At 33.6% G+C, this 16,861-nt stretch carries 16 protein-coding genes; 11 read left to right on the top strand and 5 right to left on the bottom strand.

Annotation, left to right across the window (positions count from 1 at the left end; translation table 11 throughout):
• The first annotated feature begins 73 nt into the window (after nucleotides 1-73).
• The 4 genes from EPK97_RS16795 to EPK97_RS16780 all read left to right on the top strand — a co-directional run bounded on the left by EPK97_RS16795 (nucleotide 74) and on the right by EPK97_RS16780 (nucleotide 2,874).
• Nucleotides 74-901: an amino acid ABC transporter substrate-binding protein gene (locus EPK97_RS16795; RefSeq protein WP_162037781.1), complete on the top strand. Its 828-nt coding sequence runs from the start codon at nucleotides 74-76 to the stop codon at nucleotides 899-901.
• On the top strand, nucleotides 888-1,586 hold the full coding sequence (locus tag EPK97_RS16790; protein WP_162037780.1) for an amino acid ABC transporter permease: 699 nt from the start codon (nucleotides 888-890) through the stop codon (nucleotides 1,584-1,586). The genes EPK97_RS16795 and EPK97_RS16790 overlap by 14 nt, the downstream gene beginning before the upstream one ends.
• 25 nt (nucleotides 1,587-1,611) lie before the next feature.
• Entirely contained in the window at nucleotides 1,612-2,346 is a 735-nt protein-coding gene (locus EPK97_RS16785; protein ID WP_162037779.1) for an amino acid ABC transporter ATP-binding protein, read from the top strand.
• Nucleotides 2,347-2,424: 78 nt separating this feature from the next.
• Entirely contained in the window at nucleotides 2,425-2,874 is a 450-nt protein-coding gene (locus EPK97_RS16780) for a nucleoside deaminase (protein WP_162037778.1), read from the top strand.
• Nucleotides 2,875-3,050: 176 nt separating this feature from the next.
• On the opposite strand, the gene EPK97_RS16775 is transcribed toward EPK97_RS16780, so the two are convergent.
• From EPK97_RS16775 to EPK97_RS16765, 3 genes are read right to left on the bottom strand one after another with little or no spacing between them, the layout of a single operon-like run.
• On the bottom strand, nucleotides 3,051-3,257 hold the full coding sequence (locus tag EPK97_RS16775) for a DUF3906 family protein (RefSeq protein ID WP_162037777.1): 207 nt from the start codon (nucleotides 3,255-3,257) through the stop codon (nucleotides 3,051-3,053).
• A gap of 57 nt (nucleotides 3,258-3,314) precedes the next feature.
• Nucleotides 3,315-4,283 carry a 6-phosphofructokinase gene (pfkA, locus tag EPK97_RS16770; protein ID WP_162037776.1) on the bottom strand — a complete coding sequence of 323 codons (969 nt, stop codon included), beginning with the start codon at nucleotides 4,281-4,283 and terminating at the stop codon, nucleotides 3,315-3,317.
• Nucleotides 4,284-4,307: 24 nt separating this feature from the next.
• Complete coding sequence (locus EPK97_RS16765; protein WP_420826800.1) at nucleotides 4,308-5,387, bottom strand: tetraprenyl-beta-curcumene synthase family protein; 1,080 nt, start codon at nucleotides 5,385-5,387, stop codon at nucleotides 4,308-4,310.
• 252 nt (nucleotides 5,388-5,639) lie between these two features.
• On the opposite strand from EPK97_RS16765, the gene EPK97_RS16760 reads away from it, so the two are divergent.
• The 7 genes from EPK97_RS16760 (at nucleotide 5,640) to EPK97_RS16730 (ending at nucleotide 11,902) form a co-directional block, all read left to right on the top strand.
• Nucleotides 5,640-6,518, top strand: coding sequence for an ABC transporter ATP-binding protein (locus EPK97_RS16760; RefSeq protein ID WP_162037846.1), 879 nt, complete (start codon nucleotides 5,640-5,642; stop codon nucleotides 6,516-6,518).
• A gap of 52 nt (nucleotides 6,519-6,570) precedes the next feature.
• Entirely contained in the window at nucleotides 6,571-7,317 is a 747-nt protein-coding gene (locus tag EPK97_RS16755; RefSeq protein WP_162037775.1) for an ABC transporter permease, read from the top strand.
• A 74-nt stretch (nucleotides 7,318-7,391) separates the two neighbouring features.
• On the top strand, nucleotides 7,392-7,625 hold the full coding sequence (locus EPK97_RS16750; RefSeq protein WP_162037774.1) for a hypothetical protein: 234 nt from the start codon (nucleotides 7,392-7,394) through the stop codon (nucleotides 7,623-7,625).
• 119 nt (nucleotides 7,626-7,744) lie between these two features.
• Nucleotides 7,745-8,422, top strand: a complete 678-nt coding sequence (locus EPK97_RS16745) for a TerC family protein (protein WP_162037773.1) — start codon at nucleotides 7,745-7,747, stop codon at nucleotides 8,420-8,422.
• A 238-nt stretch (nucleotides 8,423-8,660) separates the two neighbouring features.
• Nucleotides 8,661-8,825 (top strand): hypothetical protein, encoded by a 165-nt coding sequence (locus EPK97_RS16740; protein ID WP_240903858.1) that lies wholly within the window; start codon nucleotides 8,661-8,663, stop codon nucleotides 8,823-8,825.
• Between the two features lie 202 nt (nucleotides 8,826-9,027).
• Nucleotides 9,028-10,818, top strand: a complete 1,791-nt coding sequence (pepF, locus tag EPK97_RS16735) for an oligoendopeptidase F (RefSeq protein WP_162037771.1) — start codon at nucleotides 9,028-9,030, stop codon at nucleotides 10,816-10,818.
• A 169-nt stretch (nucleotides 10,819-10,987) separates the two neighbouring features.
• A complete protein-coding gene (locus tag EPK97_RS16730) occupies nucleotides 10,988-11,902 on the top strand; it encodes a mechanosensitive ion channel family protein (RefSeq protein WP_162037770.1) in 915 nt (304 codons plus the stop codon).
• Between the two features lie 69 nt (nucleotides 11,903-11,971).
• Here the strand turns inward: EPK97_RS16730 and EPK97_RS16725 are convergent, their stop codons facing one another.
• Together EPK97_RS16725 and EPK97_RS16720 are read right to left on the bottom strand one after the other, a co-directional pair.
• Complete coding sequence (locus tag EPK97_RS16725; protein ID WP_162037769.1) at nucleotides 11,972-15,076, bottom strand: efflux RND transporter permease subunit; 3,105 nt, start codon at nucleotides 15,074-15,076, stop codon at nucleotides 11,972-11,974.
• A 2-nt stretch (nucleotides 15,077-15,078) separates the two neighbouring features.
• Nucleotides 15,079-16,725 carry an efflux RND transporter periplasmic adaptor subunit gene (locus tag EPK97_RS16720; protein WP_162037768.1) on the bottom strand — a complete coding sequence of 549 codons (1,647 nt, stop codon included), beginning with the start codon at nucleotides 16,723-16,725 and terminating at the stop codon, nucleotides 15,079-15,081.
• Between the last annotated feature and the right edge of the window lie 136 nt (nucleotides 16,726-16,861).

The following is a 16,861-nucleotide window of genomic DNA, read 5'->3' as shown; positions in this document are numbered from 1 at the left end:
GACTATGGTATAGTATGGTTTGGATTATTGTTCTAAAATTTCATTTCAATTTTAACTTTTGGAGGTAATAATAATGAAAAAAAGAACTATAGTATTATCTTTTCTAACTATTATCGCAATGATAATAACTGCTTGTGGACAAGCGGATGAAAATAATGAACCCGCTGTGGACACTGAGATTCCAACTAATGAACAGGCAGACTTATTGGTATCTATTCAAGAAAGTGGTGTTTTAAAAGTAGGTACTGAGGGTACATATCCACCATTTACTTTCCATGATGATAGTGGTCAATTGACAGGGTTTGACGTAGAAATTGCTCGTGAAATTGCAGCTCGTTTAGGGGTTGAAGCCGAGTTTTTGGAAACACAATGGGATGGTATTATGGCAGGATTAGATGCTAAACGTTTTGATGTGATTGCCAATCAAGTAGGAATTAGAGCAGATCGTCAAGAAAAGTATGATTTTTCAATTCCATATATTACTTCTTCTGCAGTCATTGTAACAAAAGCAGATAATGATGCTGTCAATAGTGTTGAGGATATCAAAGGACTAACTTCTGCACAATCTTTAACAAGTAACTATGAAAGTATAGCTCTAGAATATGGTGCTGTTATTGAACCTGTGGAAGGATTTACACAAGCCATATCACTTATACAATCAAATCGAGTAGATATCACGATAAATGATCGATTAACAGTGTTGGATTATATAACACAAAAAGGTGAGGAAAACATCAAAGTCATTCCTACGATTGAAGAGAAATCTCCAAGTGGTATTTTGATAAGAAAAGGAAACGAGACATTAGTTGAAGCCATCAACAAAGCAATTGAAGAGATGATGGAGGACGGCACATATTTAGAAATTTCAATGAAATGGTTTGGTGAAGATGTATCTAAATAATTCGTTTATAAATTCAGAAAAATCCACTGAATTGTATAACTTAGCTCAAAGCTCCCTAATCCCATTATTGGAGGGGGCTTTGTACTATACAATTCCATTGACCATCATTTCATTTATTATTGGATTAACTTTAGCCGTCCTATCCGCAGTTGCACGAATTTCTACAATTAAATTTTTACAAAGTTTATCTAGAGTTTATGTTTCTATTATTAGAGGTACACCTTTACTCGTTCAGTTGTTTATTATTTTTTATGGGTTACCAAATATCGGAATTACACTTGATCCATTCCTTTCTGCCATTATTGGATTTTCTTTAAATGTAGGAGCATACGGATCAGAAATTATTAGGGCTTCTATACTCTCTATTCCTAAAGGACAATGGGAGGCTGGTTACTCCATTGGAATGTCATATACTAAAATTTTACAAAGAATCATCTTACCACAAGCAACTCGCGTATCTGTTCCCCCATTGTCCAACACATTCATTAGTTTAGTCAAAGATACATCATTAGCATCTTTAGTTCTTGTAACGGAACTGTTTCGTAAAGCACAACAAATTGCAGCAAAAGAATATGAATTTTTATTGTTATATATAGAAGCAGCCATTATTTATTGGGTTATTTGTTTTATATTATCTCTGTTGCAAGATAAAATTGAAAATAGATTAGAAAGATTTATTTCATAGTAAGTAATCTTGAGGAGTTAGTTATATGATAAGTATAAACGGTTTAGTTAAAAACTTTGGTGAGCTAGAAGTAATCAAAGGGATTGACCTCAACATAGAGAAAGGTAAAATCGTGGTTTTAATCGGACCTTCTGGATCAGGTAAAACTACTTTATTAAGGTGTTTAAACGTTCTGGAAACACCTACAGAAGGCAAAATACAAATAGATGAAAATGTTTTAGATTTTTCAAGATCTGTTTCTAAAAAATCAGTGGCACAATTTCGTTCTTTAACTGGGATGGTATTTCAAAGTTATAACTTATTTCCCCATATGACCGCTTTAGGAAATGTAATGGAAGGACCAGTTACAGTGAAAAAAATCCCAAAAGCTGAAGCAAGAGAAAAAGCTGAAGATCTCCTTCAAAAAGTAGGTCTAGCAGACAAGATTGACTACTATCCTTTTCAATTATCGGGTGGACAGCAACAACGAGTTGGGATTGCACGAGCTTTGGCAATGGAACCAAAAGTGATGTTATTTGATGAACCGACTTCAGCACTTGATCCTGAGCTTGTGGGTGAAGTTTTAAGAGTTATGGAAAACCTTGCAAAAGAAGGGATGACGATGATTGTTGTCACACATGAAATGCGTTTCGCTAAGGATGTTGCTGATGAGGTTATTTTTATAAATGGTGGTTATATAGTAGAACGTGGGCATCCAGATCAAATATTTAATCATCCAAAAGAGGAACGTACCAAACAATTTTTAAGCGTATTTGAATAATTCTTATAACCATCCTTTGGATGGTTTTTTCTTTTTAAGAAATAATATAAAAAAAGTTAATATTAGGGGGGTTCAAACATGGATGATCAGTTTTATATGAGAAAAGCGATTGAGGTTGCTTTAGAAGCTAGAAAAAATGGAAATCAACCATTTGGAGCAATTTTAGTTAAACAAGATAAAATAGTTATGACTGGTGAGAATAAAATAAATAATGATAATGATCCTACTTATCATGCAGAAATTGGACTTATAAGTAAGTATTGTTTTGAAAATAAAATTTCTGACTTGACCGAATATACTTTATACAGTAGTTGTGAACCTTGCGTAATGTGCTCTGGAGCTATGGTTTGGTCAAGTGTAGGAAGATTGGTTTATAGTGTTTCGTATGAACAATTTGCAAAAATATCAGGTAGTAACATTATGATATCTTGTAATGAAGTATTTGAAAAAAGCCCTAATCAACCCAAAGTAGTAGCAAACATAATAAATGAAGAAGGATTAAAAGTATTTGAAGGTTTTAAGTTCTAACATTAATATAAATAAAAAGGAAACATTAGCTTTTGTTGAAACTTAGAATTTGAAAAACTTATAAATTCTTAAGTTATAAAAAAGCTCGCCAATGGCGAGCTTAAAGCGAAGACATAGAAATCGTTATCAATACAGTGTTGATGCCGAGTAACCAGAACATTTTGCTACTCCAATTTCTATTGCCTTGTCTCTATTACATATCCGGAACCTTTATCTAAACGTTTCTTTTCAACGATACAACTCTCTAACACTTTTGGCATTTTCACAAAATGCACTGCTAGAGAAGATTCAGCATAATCAAAAGCTTTCTCATCAGATTCAGCGATGACAACTAAAAAAGTCAACTGATCTTCCAATTGAATTTCTAGCTTATATAAAAACATAAATAACCTTCTTCCTTTGAAAACACTCTACTCAAATCATTCCATCATTTGTAATTATTATTTAGACAACCGTAAGGCTAATTCAAATAGTTCGTGATTAAACTCTTTTTTCGTAGTTACAACGGTATCGATGTCTGTTGCAACTAATTCGTTTTTAATAATTCCACATGCTTTTCCAGAATCTCCTGCAATTAGTTGGCTTACAGCAAAATCTCCTAAACGACTTGCAAGTATACGATCATTATGAGTTGGTGTCCCACCTCTTTGTATATGTCCTAATACAGTGACTCTTGGTTCCATTCCACAATGTTCTGAGATTATTTTACAAAAATCTTCTCCTTTTCCTACACCTTCAGCTAATACAATAATACTGTGCCTTTTTCCATGAGCAAAATTATTTTCCATTCGAGCTGCAACCTTCTCTAATTCAAATGGTATCTCAGGAACTAAAATCGTTTCAGCCCCACTTGCTAATCCAGCATACAAAGCAATATCACCTGAGGAGCGACCCATAACTTCTACAAGTGAAGCTCTCTGATGTGAGGTCATAGTATCCCTTAATTTATTAATTGCATCTACAACAATGCTAACTGCAGTATCAAACCCAATCGTAAAATCAGTAAATGGGATATCATTATCTATGGTTCCTGGCAATCCCATTGTTTTAATGCCAAGTTTACTTAATTTTTGTGCACCTTTATATGATCCATCTCCACCAATAACTACAAGACCATCTATCCCTCTTTTACGAAGATTATCTGCTGCAAGTTTTTGACCCTCTTCAGTTTTAAACTCTAAACATCTTGCTGTTTGTAAAATTGTACCCCCACGATGCAGGATATCCCCAACACTTCTTAAATCCATTTTTCGAATGTCATCGTTAATCAAACCTGCATATCCTTTTTGAACCCCATATACTTCTAAACCGTTAAATAATGCACTTCGCACGACTGCACGAACCGCAGCATTCATTCCTTGGGAATCTCCTCCACTTGTTAATACGGCTATTGATTTTACTGCTGTCATGTTTTATTCCTCCTTGTACGTTCCTTACTTTAATTTTCTAATCCACACACTATTCATCCAAAAAAACAAACGTGTAAAAGGACTTTTTTTCATTAATTTTTTTGAAATCAATTTCACTTCTGTTTGGTTCTTTACCTTCGGATCAGATAAATAAAGAGCTAACAGCCCTTCAATAATCATTTGATGAAAGGATGAATTTGGTAAAAGATGCAGACCTCGATTCGCTTCTTCAAAAATAAACTCGATTCTGTTTATAGTCATCTCATTATTTTCATAATAACTGCAAAAATTTAAATCTCCGCCTTGTTCATCCTCTTCCTGATCAATCAAATAATCTAATAAAATATGTAAACCACATATGTGTGGAAAATAACTCTTTCGAATGTTTTCGACGGTTTCAATATTTAGGTTTTCATCTGTTGCAGCTAGAAAAAGCATAAATACACCTAAAGTGGATCCCGTTGCTGCTGCAAATTCATTCCATTGTAAATTAGGATAAGAATGACTATATGATCCCCACCATTGTAATAATTGATCCTCACGTAAATCGTGCCTAATATGTTTATAAACTTGTAAATCACAATAATATGAAACTAATTCTTTAACATAAGGTTTTACTAAATCATATCTTGGCAATAAACATATACAGGATTGACATGTTTTCACCAATTGATGTAAATAGTCTCCATCATTTTGATCAGATCGATTTGCATAATAGTTTTGTAATGAAGCAGAAGGATCTACCGCATCTAACATTGATTGATGCAACAAACGAAAATCATCCGCATCCATAGAAACACTACGATCACAGAGGTTATCCAAATAATCGCTAATCGTTTGAAAAGCCACGATGAGTGGAATAAGTACATGCCGTTGTGGTAAATTAGCCACAGCATAAACTGAACCGCCTTGACAATGAAACTGTTTCGTTGTCATGCTGTCTATCGCTTGTTTTTTCAACTCATCATTCGGAATTTGATTTGCAACTTCTCTCCACTGTTTAAGTTGAGCTTTCACTTCAGGTAAGACATAACGATAGACCCTAAACATTAAACTCAAAGGATAACTTGGAACCATCGTTTGTTTTGCTTTTAATCGACTCAAAACTTACCTCCATTAGATACATATATACTTTGTCTAAATTTATTTCTTCTCATTATAATACAAAATAAGTCTTGATGCGATTGATTCTTTCGAATTTCACAGATCTTACTTATTTTTGTTTAATAAAGTACTATATAAAAATAGTACTATTTTTTTTGTCAATTTCCATTAAAATGAAATTAAACAACTATTTTTGTAAATACTAAGTTACTGGGGGTGTATTCTTTGTCATATTCAACTGTACTTGAAGTAATGAATGTAACTAAAAAAATAAACAATAGAACGATTATTGATCAAGTGTCTTTTAGTGTAAATAAAGGAGAAATTTATGGATTTTTAGGACCAAACGGTGCAGGGAAAACAACTACTATCCGAATGATCGTAGGACTTATGTCAATTAACGAAGGAGATATCTTAATCAATGGAACTAGCATTTCTAAAGATTTTGAGAAAGCAATGCATTCCATTGGAGCAATTGTTGAGAACCCAGAGATGTATAAATATTTATCAGGTTATCAAAATTTAATTCATTATGCTAGAATGATTCCTGGAATATCCAATGCTCGTATCGATGAAGTGACTGAGCTTGTTGGTTTAAAAGATCGAATTCATGATAAGGTAAAAAGATATTCATTAGGAATGCGACAACGTTTAGGAATTGCACAAGCCCTTTTACATAAACCCTCAATCCTTATCTTAGATGAACCTACAAATGGGTTAGATCCAGCTGGAATTCGGGAACTAAGAGATTATTTAAGGATTCTCGCGAATGAAGGAACCTCTACTCTTGTATCCAGTCATTTACTCTCAGAAATGGAGTTAATGTGTGATCGAGTGGCTATTATTAAAGAAGGAAAAATCATTGAAGAGAAATCATTAAGCGAATATACAAATCAGCAGCAAAATAAGTTTGTTTTCGAGGTGGATCAACCAGAAGAAGCGTTCCAATTAATAAAGGAACAATATAAAGATAAGGAAATTAACATGTTAGAAAATGGATTTGTTTTATTATTGAACCGAGAAGAAGTACCTAAAATCAATATGTTCCTTGTACAGGAAGGTTTTTTAGTTTACAGCATTTACTCCACTTCTAAATCATTGGAAGATCAATTTTTAGAATTAACAAACTAACACAATCTTCTGTATCTAAATTCTTAAAATGCTAAAAAGGAGGTCAATGAACATGTTTAATCTTGTGCGAAATGAAAACATGAAGATATATAAAAAAGTTCAAACCTGGGTGATGGTAGGATTGTTACTATTTATGCAGCTAGTTATGGCGTTATTTGTAAAAGACTCTGGGTTTACTTGGCTGACTTTTGCAGACCTCAGCAGTTACCTTACTTCCATTATTGCCATCTATGCTATTGTTGTTGCTTCAGGTATTGTAGCTTCTGAATTTTCAAACGGAACAATCAAATTATTATTAATTAGACCTTTTAGCAGAACTAAAATATTAACTTCTAAATATATAGCCGTTTTGATATATATCGTTTTTTTAATCTTATTTAATCTTATCTCTTCTATTATAATTGGATTTCTTTTTTTCGGAAATGCAACTTCAAATAGTGAATTTTCACTTGGATCTATTTTACAAAATTATGGATTTACAAGTATTGAATTGATCATGACCATTACGTTTTCTTTTATGATTTCATCCATATTTAGAAGTAGCGTTCTATCCATTATTTTGTCTATTATTATCCACTTTTTCAGTTCCACAGTAGTGAGTTTTTTAAGCTTATTAAATTACCAATTTGGAAAATATTTTTTATACTCAAATACAGATTTAAGACAATATCTAAATGGAAATGAACCCAAGTTCGAAGGAATGAGTTTAGGTTTTTCAATCACTGTTTTAATTGTCTATTTTATTTTGTTTATTTTAATTTCGCAGTATGTATTCAAAAAGAGGGATGTTGTGGTATAAATCCTCCAACATATGCATTTAAAAAACAATCGTGATATAATAATGCTCAAGCTTATTAGAATGGAGATATACCTATGATTAAAAAACACGAAATTTATAAAAAAGATAAATGGAACATGATGAATGTTGAAGTTAATGGCAGACATATCATTTTACGTGAAATTTCTGATCAATGGGGTGAGGATACGCACGATTTTTTAAGCAGACCTGCTTTAATGGATTGGGTGAATAAACGTTTTTCTACACAAAATTTTGAAGGTTCAGAAGAAGAAAGAAAAGAAATCATTGAAAAATTTAAAGAAATTTAAATGAAGCAATAGAAATACATAATCATTAACGATCATTACCATATATTTAGGTAGATGATCGTTTTTAATTTGGATAAACTAAAATAAGCAATAGAAATCAGTTTCAAGGAGTGTTATACATGGAACTCTTTACTCCAGACTTCTGGACTGTACTATTAAGTATCATCATCATTGATTTAGTACTTGCAGGTGATAACGCTATTGTCATTGGCCTAGCTGCAAGAAATGTCCCTAAAGAATATCAAAAAAAGGTCATCATATGGGGAACTGTAGGTGCTATCGTCATTAGAGCATTAGGCACATTATTAGTTGTTTGGCTACTAAAAATCCCTGGATTGCTGCTCATCGGGGGACTGTTACTAATTTGGATAGCTTATAAATTATTAACACAAAAAAAATCACACGACAATGTTAAATCAGGAACAAGCTTGTGGTCAGCAATTCAAACGATCATTATTGCGGATGCCGTAATGGGACTAGACAATGTCTTAGCTATTGCTGGAGCCTCACATGGAAGTTTTTTAATGGTCATTATTGGATTGATGATCAGTGTTCCTTTTGTTGTATGGGGAAGCACTGTTATTTTAAAATTCATCGAACGTTTTCCAGTCATTATATATATCGGTTCTGGTGTCCTTGCTTTTACTGCCGGTAAAATGATTACGGATGAGACTTGGTTTAAAGTGTTTTTTGAGGAAAATGTATGGATCAAATGGGCATTCATTGCTGTGATAGTTGTAGGGGTGATTGTTGCAGGAAGAATGAAAAATAAGGATATTGGGCGATTAACTGAATAGGTAAACATAATTAACATGTAAAAATAAATATCAATTATACAATCTGTCCAGAATAAGGACAGATTTTTTTATATCCACAAAAGTAAACAACATTCACTTATTAGGCCATTTCATCATTTTTCTGTGTTATTTCCGAAATAATGGTGTAGTTCATTTCGGTCTTTTTCTGTTTGTTTTCTGATATAATATTACTAATTTTGATCATTCTATGTGTATTCAAAGAAAGGTGGTATCATCAATGGAAAATACAGTCATTTTTATCATCGTATCCTTTGCGCTAGCATTGGTATTAATTCTTAAAAAAGATTCTATCTCCCAACCTTTTCGTAAATATTTAGCGATTTTTGCTTTATTTATGGTCATATGTTCATTCGTTTTATTGGTCATTTCATTTTTTGGATGAGCTAGAAAAATCATAATATCATTTTGATAAGGTCATACTAATCAAAACTTTGTAAAGAACTGATATAGGTTACAGGGGTGTGATTATATTGAAACGTTTGACCTTCTTTCTAATGATTGTTATCTTAACAATAGTACCATTATTTTCATCCATGAATTATGCTAAAAGCAATAAAATTTATAAAGATCATAGGAGGAGTCCCATGAGTGAAGTATTAAAAAGAATTGATGTTTCAGAGGAAAACAAATGGAAGTTAGAGGATATATTCGAAAATCAAAAAACTTGGGATCAAGAATACGAAGAAGTTCAAAAAAAGGTAGAAGAAATCAAAAAATTTCAGGGGAAACTAACAGATGCTGATAACATAAAAAAATGCTTTGCATTAGAAGATGAGATCTCATTACATACAGAAAGACTTTATGTTTATTCCAATATGAAACACCATGAAGATACAACGGAATCAACCTACCAAGCCTTATCAGATAAGGCGCAAAAATTAAGTGTAGAAATTAATGGCTCTTTATCCTTTATTACCCCGGAAATATTAAGTTTAACTGATGAACAATTAAAAATGTTTATTGATGATCCGGAGTTAAGTGATTATAAACGTACTCTAGAAGAAATGTTACGTCAAAAAGCACATATTCTTTCACAATCGGAAGAAGCCATATTAGCTCAAGTTGGGAGCTTATCTCAGGCACCTCAAAACATTTTTGGTATGTTAAACAATGCGGATATGACATTCCCTAAAATTAAAAATGATAAAGGGGAAGAAGTCGAGCTCACACACGGAAATTACATTCAATTCCTTGAAAGTGACGATCAAGAAGTTCGTAAAAATGCATTTAAAGCAATGTACGATACTTACAGCCGACACAAAAACACCATTGGTGCAACTTTAAACGCAAATATCAATAAAAATAACTTCTATGCAAAAACAAGAAAATATCCCTCTATTTTAGATATGGCTTTGTATGGAGATAACATTCCAAAAGAAGTTTATACGAATTTAATTGATACAATACATGAACACTTACCTTTGATGCATCGTTACATGGAGTTACGTAAAAAGTTGTTAAAAGTAGATGAGTTACACATGTATGACTTGTTTTCTCCTCTTGTGGATGAGTTTAGAATGGAAATCACCTTTGAAGAAGCCAAGAAAAAAGTTGCTGAAAGTCTAAAACCATTAGGTGAAGACTACTTGTCTATTTTGGATGATGGATTTAATAACGGATGGATTGACGTTTATGAAAACAAAGGAAAAAGAAGTGGGGCCTACAGTTGGGGTGCGTACGGCACTCACCCATATGTGCTTTTAAACCATAAAGACAACTTAAACAGTATGTTTACTTTAACGCATGAAATGGGTCATGCCATCCATTCGTATTTATCAGATGAAAGCCAAAAATATCGTGATGCACAATATACGATCTTTTTAGCTGAAGTTGCTTCTACTTTAAATGAAGCTTTACTTATGGATCACTTATTAAAAAATACAACAGACGAAAAAGAAAAATTGTATTTACTCACTTATTATGCGGATCAATTTAGAACAACCGTATTCAGACAAACGATGTTTGCAGAATTTGAAAAAATTATCCATGAGAAAGCGGAAGCTGGTGAATCACTAACTCCACAAGATTTAAGTGAAATTTATTATGAACTAAATGTAAAATATCATGGTGATGGAATGACTATAGATAAAGACATTGAAATGGAATGGGCCCGTATTCCGCATTTTTATTCCAGCTTTTATGTTTTTAAATATGCAACAGGGTTTTCGGCAGCAACAAGCTTTTCAAAACAAATTTTAGATGAAGGTCAACCTGCCGTTGATCGATACAAAGGATTCTTAAAAAGTGGGGGAAGCGATTATTCTATCAACATTTTGAAACGTGCAGGTGTGGATATGTCCTCTCCAGAACCGATTCGCCAAGCGATGAGTGTGTTTGAGGAAGTGATTTCAGAAATGGAAAAACTAACTCAATAAATTTTATATATAAATTACAGATGATATCCCCTTTAAGTATTTGTTCTCACATTTCCTTAAAGGGGGTTTTTGATTCATTAAACTCAAATACTCTTTTTGTAGAAATACTCACTGATATGCTACAATATATGAATCTAGCAATCATACAACATTACTATGGAGGAGAAAAATGTTTGAAGTAAGTATGCAATCAATTAAAGAGTATTTTACTTGGGAGACTTGGGAACCTCAACTTATTGAACTATCTCAACGATCACTTATGATTTTACTTATTATTGGGCTAACATGGTTAGCTTTAAAAATGAGGAAAATAATTATTACTCGTGTGTTTGATATTAATATTTCAAGAATGCAAGAAAAACAAAAAGATACTTTAGAATCTTTACTTCTTTCTTTGACGAAATATATTATTTTCATCATCTCAATTTTAATGATTTTAAGCAATGCGGGTCTAGATGTCGCTCCTATCATTGCTGGAGCAGGTGTACTTGGCTTAGCAGTTGGTTTTGGTGCGCAAACGTTAGTAAAAGATTTAATCACAGGATTTTTCATCATTTTTGAAGATCAATTCTCAGTTGGTGATTATGTTTCCATTAATAACGGTGAAATAAATGGAACTATCGTAGATGTAGGACTTCGTGCTACCAAAATACGAACATGGGGACAGCATTCTGTTGTTATTCAAAACTCTGAAATCAGAACAAGTCAAAACTATAATCGTGAACGAATGCGTGCAATCATTAATGTGACCGTACCTTATGAAATAGATCCGTCGGAAATAGAACAAGCTATCAATGAAGTATCTAACGAACTTACAATGAATCAGAAACATTTATTTTTGTTAGATGATAAAGGAGAAGTCATGGAAGCTCCTCAATTATATGGCATTACAGATGTTGAAAATAATGCGTTAGGTGCAAAGTATACTGTCATTAGTATGGTGAAAGATGTTCATTACTGGACAGCAGCGAAAGAAATTCGTAAAGGATTACTTAAACAATTAAACAAAAACGGAATTCAAATTTCATATCCTCGACGTATTGAAAGACATGAAAATGGTTCTGAAGGTTTTAGTGATTTATAATAGCATCCTAAATTAAACATCAAAAACCCATCCATTTCATAGGATGGGTTTTCTTTATAACGCAGCTCCTTATCCTGTAATCGTTGTTGTAGTTCCAATTTGTTGCTGTGAGTCTATATTATCTTCATCCTCATCTTCATCTTCGTTTATCCGGAATAACTCCCTTATTTTTTGACCAGCATCATCAATAATAGTGTACATCACAGGCACAAATAAGAGAGTGAAAAACATGGATACTAATAAACCAAAGATAACAACAATTCCAATTGGCTGTTGCATTTCAGTCCCTTCTCCAATCCCTAAAGCCATAGGCACCATACCAAGTACAGTTGTAAAAGTTGTCATTAAAATCGGTCTCAACCTACTTTTACCCGCTAGCACTATAGAGTGATTACGACTTTCTCCACTTTTCTTTAATTGATTAATATAATCAACTAATACAATAGCATTATTTACTACGATACCCGCTAAAACAATCACTCCAATAAGAGCAGAGAAACTAAGATCAGTACCTGTAATAAGTAATCCAAAAATTACACCTACGATGGTAGTTGGCAATGAAAACATGATAATAAACGGATAAATAAAGGATTCAAATTGTACCGCCATCACCGTATATACAAGGAAAATTGCTAATAGTACGGTTAATAATAAGGGAATGATGGTTTCATCGAATTCTTGCTGTGTACCACCTACTAAAATATCATGACCTGTTGGAACAGAAATCGATTCAAAAACTTCTTTTACTTCTGCTGTTACTTCAGCTAAATTTGTCCCATCCACTGTATCTGCTGTCACAGTAAGTTCATTTTTTTGATCTACCCTTGTAATAGATGTCGGGCCTATCGTTGTATCTATAGATGCTACAGATAATAAAGGTACATAATTACCTGATGGAGTTGATAACTGAAATGATGACAATGCAGCAATGCTTTCCGTTTGATAATCTGGAAGCTCAATGATAACATCGTACTCATATCCACCTTCTCTAAGTTGAGTTGCACTTGTTTCATTAAAGGTTTCAGATATTTGATTAATGATTTGATTTTGATTTAAACCATACATTTGAGCTAATTCATCATCTACCGTAATGGTAAGCTGAGGTTCCCCACTCGAATCTGGAACTTCAATATTTTCTAAACTCAAATTTGATGATAACAACAAATCCACTTCTTCCACTAAATTATTTAATACATTTTGATCAGAACCGGATAATGTAATGTTAATATCACCAGTTGAAGTAGAAACTCCGCGCCTGGATCGTTGAGCAGAGGATTCACTAGCTCCTGGAATTTGTTTCATTTTTTCCTGTATTTCACTTTGCAACTCCGCATTTGTTATCAACCTAACATCCTGATCAGTCAGATCTAAATTAACCGTAATTCTAGAAGTATTTACACTAAGCTCCTGAAGTTCTATTTCGTTTTCATATGATTTTAAAAGTTCTTCCACCTGAATCGCGTACTCTTCAACTACTGAAATATGTGTGTCCTCTTCAAAGCTAGCAGATAATCTGATGGAATCTTCTTCAGAGGTTGGAAAAGTAGTCATATTTAAGCTGGCTATGAAAAATATACTGCTAACCGTTATTAAAATTGTAAAAATTGCAACAATCCATCTCCGTTTAATACTCCATTTTAATAATTTAGAATATCGATCACTTAAAAAATTCATCCAAAGAGGTTCATTTAGAAGTTTCTTATGATTTTTTGATTTCAGAAGTTTTGATGCAACCATAGGGACTAAAGTCATAGCTACAATAAGTGCTGCTATTAAAGCAAAAGAGACCATAATAGCTAATGGTAAAAATAGATTTGTTATAGTTCCACTGTCGATTAACATCATTGGAACAAACACAACAAGCGTGGTTGTAGTTGAGGCAATGACTGCAGATATTAATTCTCCTCCTCCTTTGATTGCAGCCTGCTTAGGTCCTAGCCCTTCTTTTCGATATTTTACGATATTTTCTAAAATAACGATGGAGCTGTCCACCATCATCCCAAGTCCTAATGCTAATCCAGACAACGTAATGATATTAAATGTTTGATTCGTATAACGAACAAAGATAAAGGTTGTAATGATTGCAATAGGGATGGATACAGCTATAACTGCTGTTGCGCGGATGCTTTTCAGAAAAATAAGCAATACCAACACTGCAAAAAATGCTCCTGCTATTAAACTAACCAAGACACTATTTATAGATGTTCTTATGAAATCTGATTCATCAGATACAACAATCAATTCAACCGCTTCACCTATCTCTTGCTGCAGCTTCTCAACTTCCTCTTGTACTGAATCAGATATATCGATCGTATTGCTATCAGACTGTTTTGAAACGCTTAATAATACTGCTAGTGAGCCATTTACTTTTGTTATCGATGACCTTTCACTTAACACTTCTTCCACTTCAGCAATATCCTTTACTTTAATGGAGTTTCCATTTAATAATGGAATAATGGTGTTATTGATATCTTCAATGGATTCATATTCACCATCTACACGTACGGAAACATTCACATCACCTTGAGGAACTGTAGCAACTGAAGCAGCATTATTTTTATTTTGAATGGTATTACTAACATCTGATGGTGATAATCCATATAGTTCTAATTGTAAAGGATCCAGCTTTACTTGAATTTCCTTCTGTTGGCCTCCATCGATGTCTACAGAAGCCACCCCTTCAATTCTTTGAAAGTTGACCAAAATATCATCAGCTTCTTGTTCTAACTCAACTAAATCATCTCCTAGCAAACCTAAGGTCATGATTGGCGCACTATTTGGATCAAACTTTCTAACATTTGGATCACCTGCTTCATCAGGTAATCCTCTAATCGATGCTACTGTACTTTGTAATTCATTATAAGCCTCATCAAGATCTATATCTGATTCATACTCAATTCTGATTTGTGCTGATCCTGTACTTGTAGTCGAAGTCATTGTTTTAATTCCCGACAAAGATGCGATTTGATTTTCTAAAGGCTCTGTGACTAATGACCGCATTTCCTGTGGGGCAACACCAGTATAATTAACATTTACGCTTAACATTGGTATTTCCATTTCCGGGTACAAATCAACTGGGATATCCCGAATAGAAACCAGTCCCATAATTAATACACAAATCACAATCATTATGACGCTGACAGGTCTTTTAACAGATGTATTTAAAAGGTTCATTGTTAATTACCTCCGACATCGGAACTTTCATTCTCTGAATCAGCGTTGTCGCTACTTTCCGGTAATTCTGGTGGGATTCTTTGACCGTTTTTCATATCTTTTGGATCCATACCTTCAGGTCGTGTTCTACCTTCAGGTGGAGTTCGCTGACCATCACCGCCAGCATTTGGATTCATACCTTCTGGTCTAGTTAGCTCACCAATACCATCAGGATTAGGGGACATGCCTTGGGGTGGTTCTTCCCCAGGTAATAAAACAGGAATGCCATCAAAAACTAACGTTTGCCCATCTACAATCAATTGCTCTCCTGCTGCAAGTTCTACTTGTATCGCCGTGTAATCCGATTGTAAATTTAAAATTTCGACCTCTCGTTTCATCGCAATTTTCATATCAGAATTCATATCTACTACGAAAATATAGTTGCTATCCTCTTTTAGAAAAACTGCATTAGTTGGTACAAGATATTCGTTTTCTACCAATATGGTTGATAATATAATTTGAGCAATATCACCATTTTGAATATTATTTTCAGTTTCCTCATCTAAATGTAATTCCACATCAAAAAAACCATCAGAACTTCTAACTGAAGATATATATGTAATCGTTGCTTTTACTGGTTCATCTTGCGATGTTGTAGTCACCTCTACTTCTTTACCAACGGGTAATAAAGCCTTCTGCTCCGCTGTAACTTTCGTTATGATCATCATATCGGCTACATCTGTAATTGTCATAAGAGAAGCTTGAGTTGAAACTTGATCACCTATGTTTACATTCAATACTGTGATTTCTCCTGTACTAGGGGCATAAATGACTGTATCATTAAAGTTTTCTGATGCTTGATCTAACTTCAATTGTGCTTGAGAAACAGAAATTTTTGCTGAGTCCACAGAATTATGTGCTTGCTGCAAAGAAATCTCTGCTGATTCAACATCATTTTCATTGTTTAATGAATCTTTATCGTAAGCCAATTTCGCTTGTGCTTCTTGATCCTTCGCATTTTCTAAATCCTGTAATGAAACAGCACCTTCTTCATATAAACGCTGCATACTTGCCACATTTTCCTGTGCATCTTCCCAAGTAGAATTGAGATTTGACGAATCCAGCTCATTGATCGTTCCTGATTTTGCATCCTCTAATTTTTGTTCTGCTTGTTCATAAGAAATCAATGCATTTTCAAGCTGTTGATTTGCACTTGCTAAATTGTTTTGTTCCTGCAACAAGCTATCTTCAAAACTTGAAGAATCAAACTCGACTATGATCTGACCTTTTTCAACTACTTCACCTTTATTTACTAATAAATTTATGATTTCTCCATTAATATCTGGGATAACTTCAACTTCAGATGATTGAATAACGGTACCTAATAAACGTTGAGTCACTTCTAAATTACCTTTTTCAATATTTTCAAGTTCAACTGTAACAAATTGAGGAGTTCTCTGCCCCATTCCTCCTGGTGACCTCTGACCTGAACCAACCATGCTCATACCGACCATGCCACCTGCACCTTGACCTGCGCCTCTTGGAGCGCCACTTGTCATAACATCTGCTTTAGGCATATCTGTTGGCTGACCTTCTGTAGAATCTTCATTAGAACATCCTACTACTAAAGTCAATGCTATAATCGTAATGATCACTCTTTTCCATTTCATTCCCAATTTCCCCTCCTTGTTAAACAAGTCCATATTAGAAATATCTTATACAAGTTATGTGTCTGGAAGATGTCAAGGATGTAAATTCCCATTTTTATATAAATTGGGGAAGTTATGTTTAAGAAAACCATCTGAA

This window comes from Chengkuizengella sediminis (genome assembly GCF_010078385.1).
Taxonomy (GTDB): domain Bacteria; phylum Bacillota; class Bacilli; order Paenibacillales; family KCTC-33759; genus Chengkuizengella; species Chengkuizengella sediminis.
This window is presented reverse-complemented; position numbering and strand designations above follow the sequence as displayed.

What these genes read in the sequence shown, in the direction of transcription:
- EPK97_RS16790 (WP_162037780.1), top strand. Translation starts at nt 888, where the DNA reads ATGTATCTAAATAATTCGTTTATAAATTCAGAAAAATCCACTGAATTG.
- EPK97_RS16750 (WP_162037774.1), top strand. Translation starts at nt 7,392, where the DNA reads ATGATTAAAAAACACGAAATTTATAAAAAAGATAAATGGAACATGATG.
- EPK97_RS16780 (WP_162037778.1), top strand. Translation starts at nt 2,425, where the DNA reads ATGGATGATCAGTTTTATATGAGAAAAGCGATTGAGGTTGCTTTAGAA.
- pepF (WP_162037771.1), top strand. Translation starts at nt 9,028, where the DNA reads ATGAGTGAAGTATTAAAAAGAATTGATGTTTCAGAGGAAAACAAATGG.
- EPK97_RS16755 (WP_162037775.1), top strand. Translation starts at nt 6,571, where the DNA reads ATGTTTAATCTTGTGCGAAATGAAAACATGAAGATATATAAAAAAGTT.
- EPK97_RS16785 (WP_162037779.1), top strand. Translation starts at nt 1,612, where the DNA reads ATGATAAGTATAAACGGTTTAGTTAAAAACTTTGGTGAGCTAGAAGTA.
- EPK97_RS16795 (WP_162037781.1), top strand. Translation starts at nt 74, where the DNA reads ATGAAAAAAAGAACTATAGTATTATCTTTTCTAACTATTATCGCAATG.
- EPK97_RS16720 (WP_162037768.1), bottom strand. Translation starts at nt 16,725, where the DNA reads ATGAAATGGAAAAGAGTGATCATTACGATTATAGCATTGACTTTAGTA.
- EPK97_RS16740 (WP_240903858.1), top strand. Translation starts at nt 8,661, where the DNA reads ATGGAAAATACAGTCATTTTTATCATCGTATCCTTTGCGCTAGCATTG.
- EPK97_RS16775 (WP_162037777.1), bottom strand. Translation starts at nt 3,257, where the DNA reads ATGTTTTTATATAAGCTAGAAATTCAATTGGAAGATCAGTTGACTTTT.
- EPK97_RS16730 (WP_162037770.1), top strand. Translation starts at nt 10,988, where the DNA reads ATGTTTGAAGTAAGTATGCAATCAATTAAAGAGTATTTTACTTGGGAG.
- EPK97_RS16745 (WP_162037773.1), top strand. Translation starts at nt 7,745, where the DNA reads ATGGAACTCTTTACTCCAGACTTCTGGACTGTACTATTAAGTATCATC.
- pfkA (WP_162037776.1), bottom strand. Translation starts at nt 4,283, where the DNA reads ATGACAGCAGTAAAATCAATAGCCGTATTAACAAGTGGAGGAGATTCC.
- EPK97_RS16725 (WP_162037769.1), bottom strand. Translation starts at nt 15,076, where the DNA reads ATGAACCTTTTAAATACATCTGTTAAAAGACCTGTCAGCGTCATAATG.
- EPK97_RS16760 (WP_162037846.1), top strand. Translation starts at nt 5,640, where the DNA reads ATGAATGTAACTAAAAAAATAAACAATAGAACGATTATTGATCAAGTG.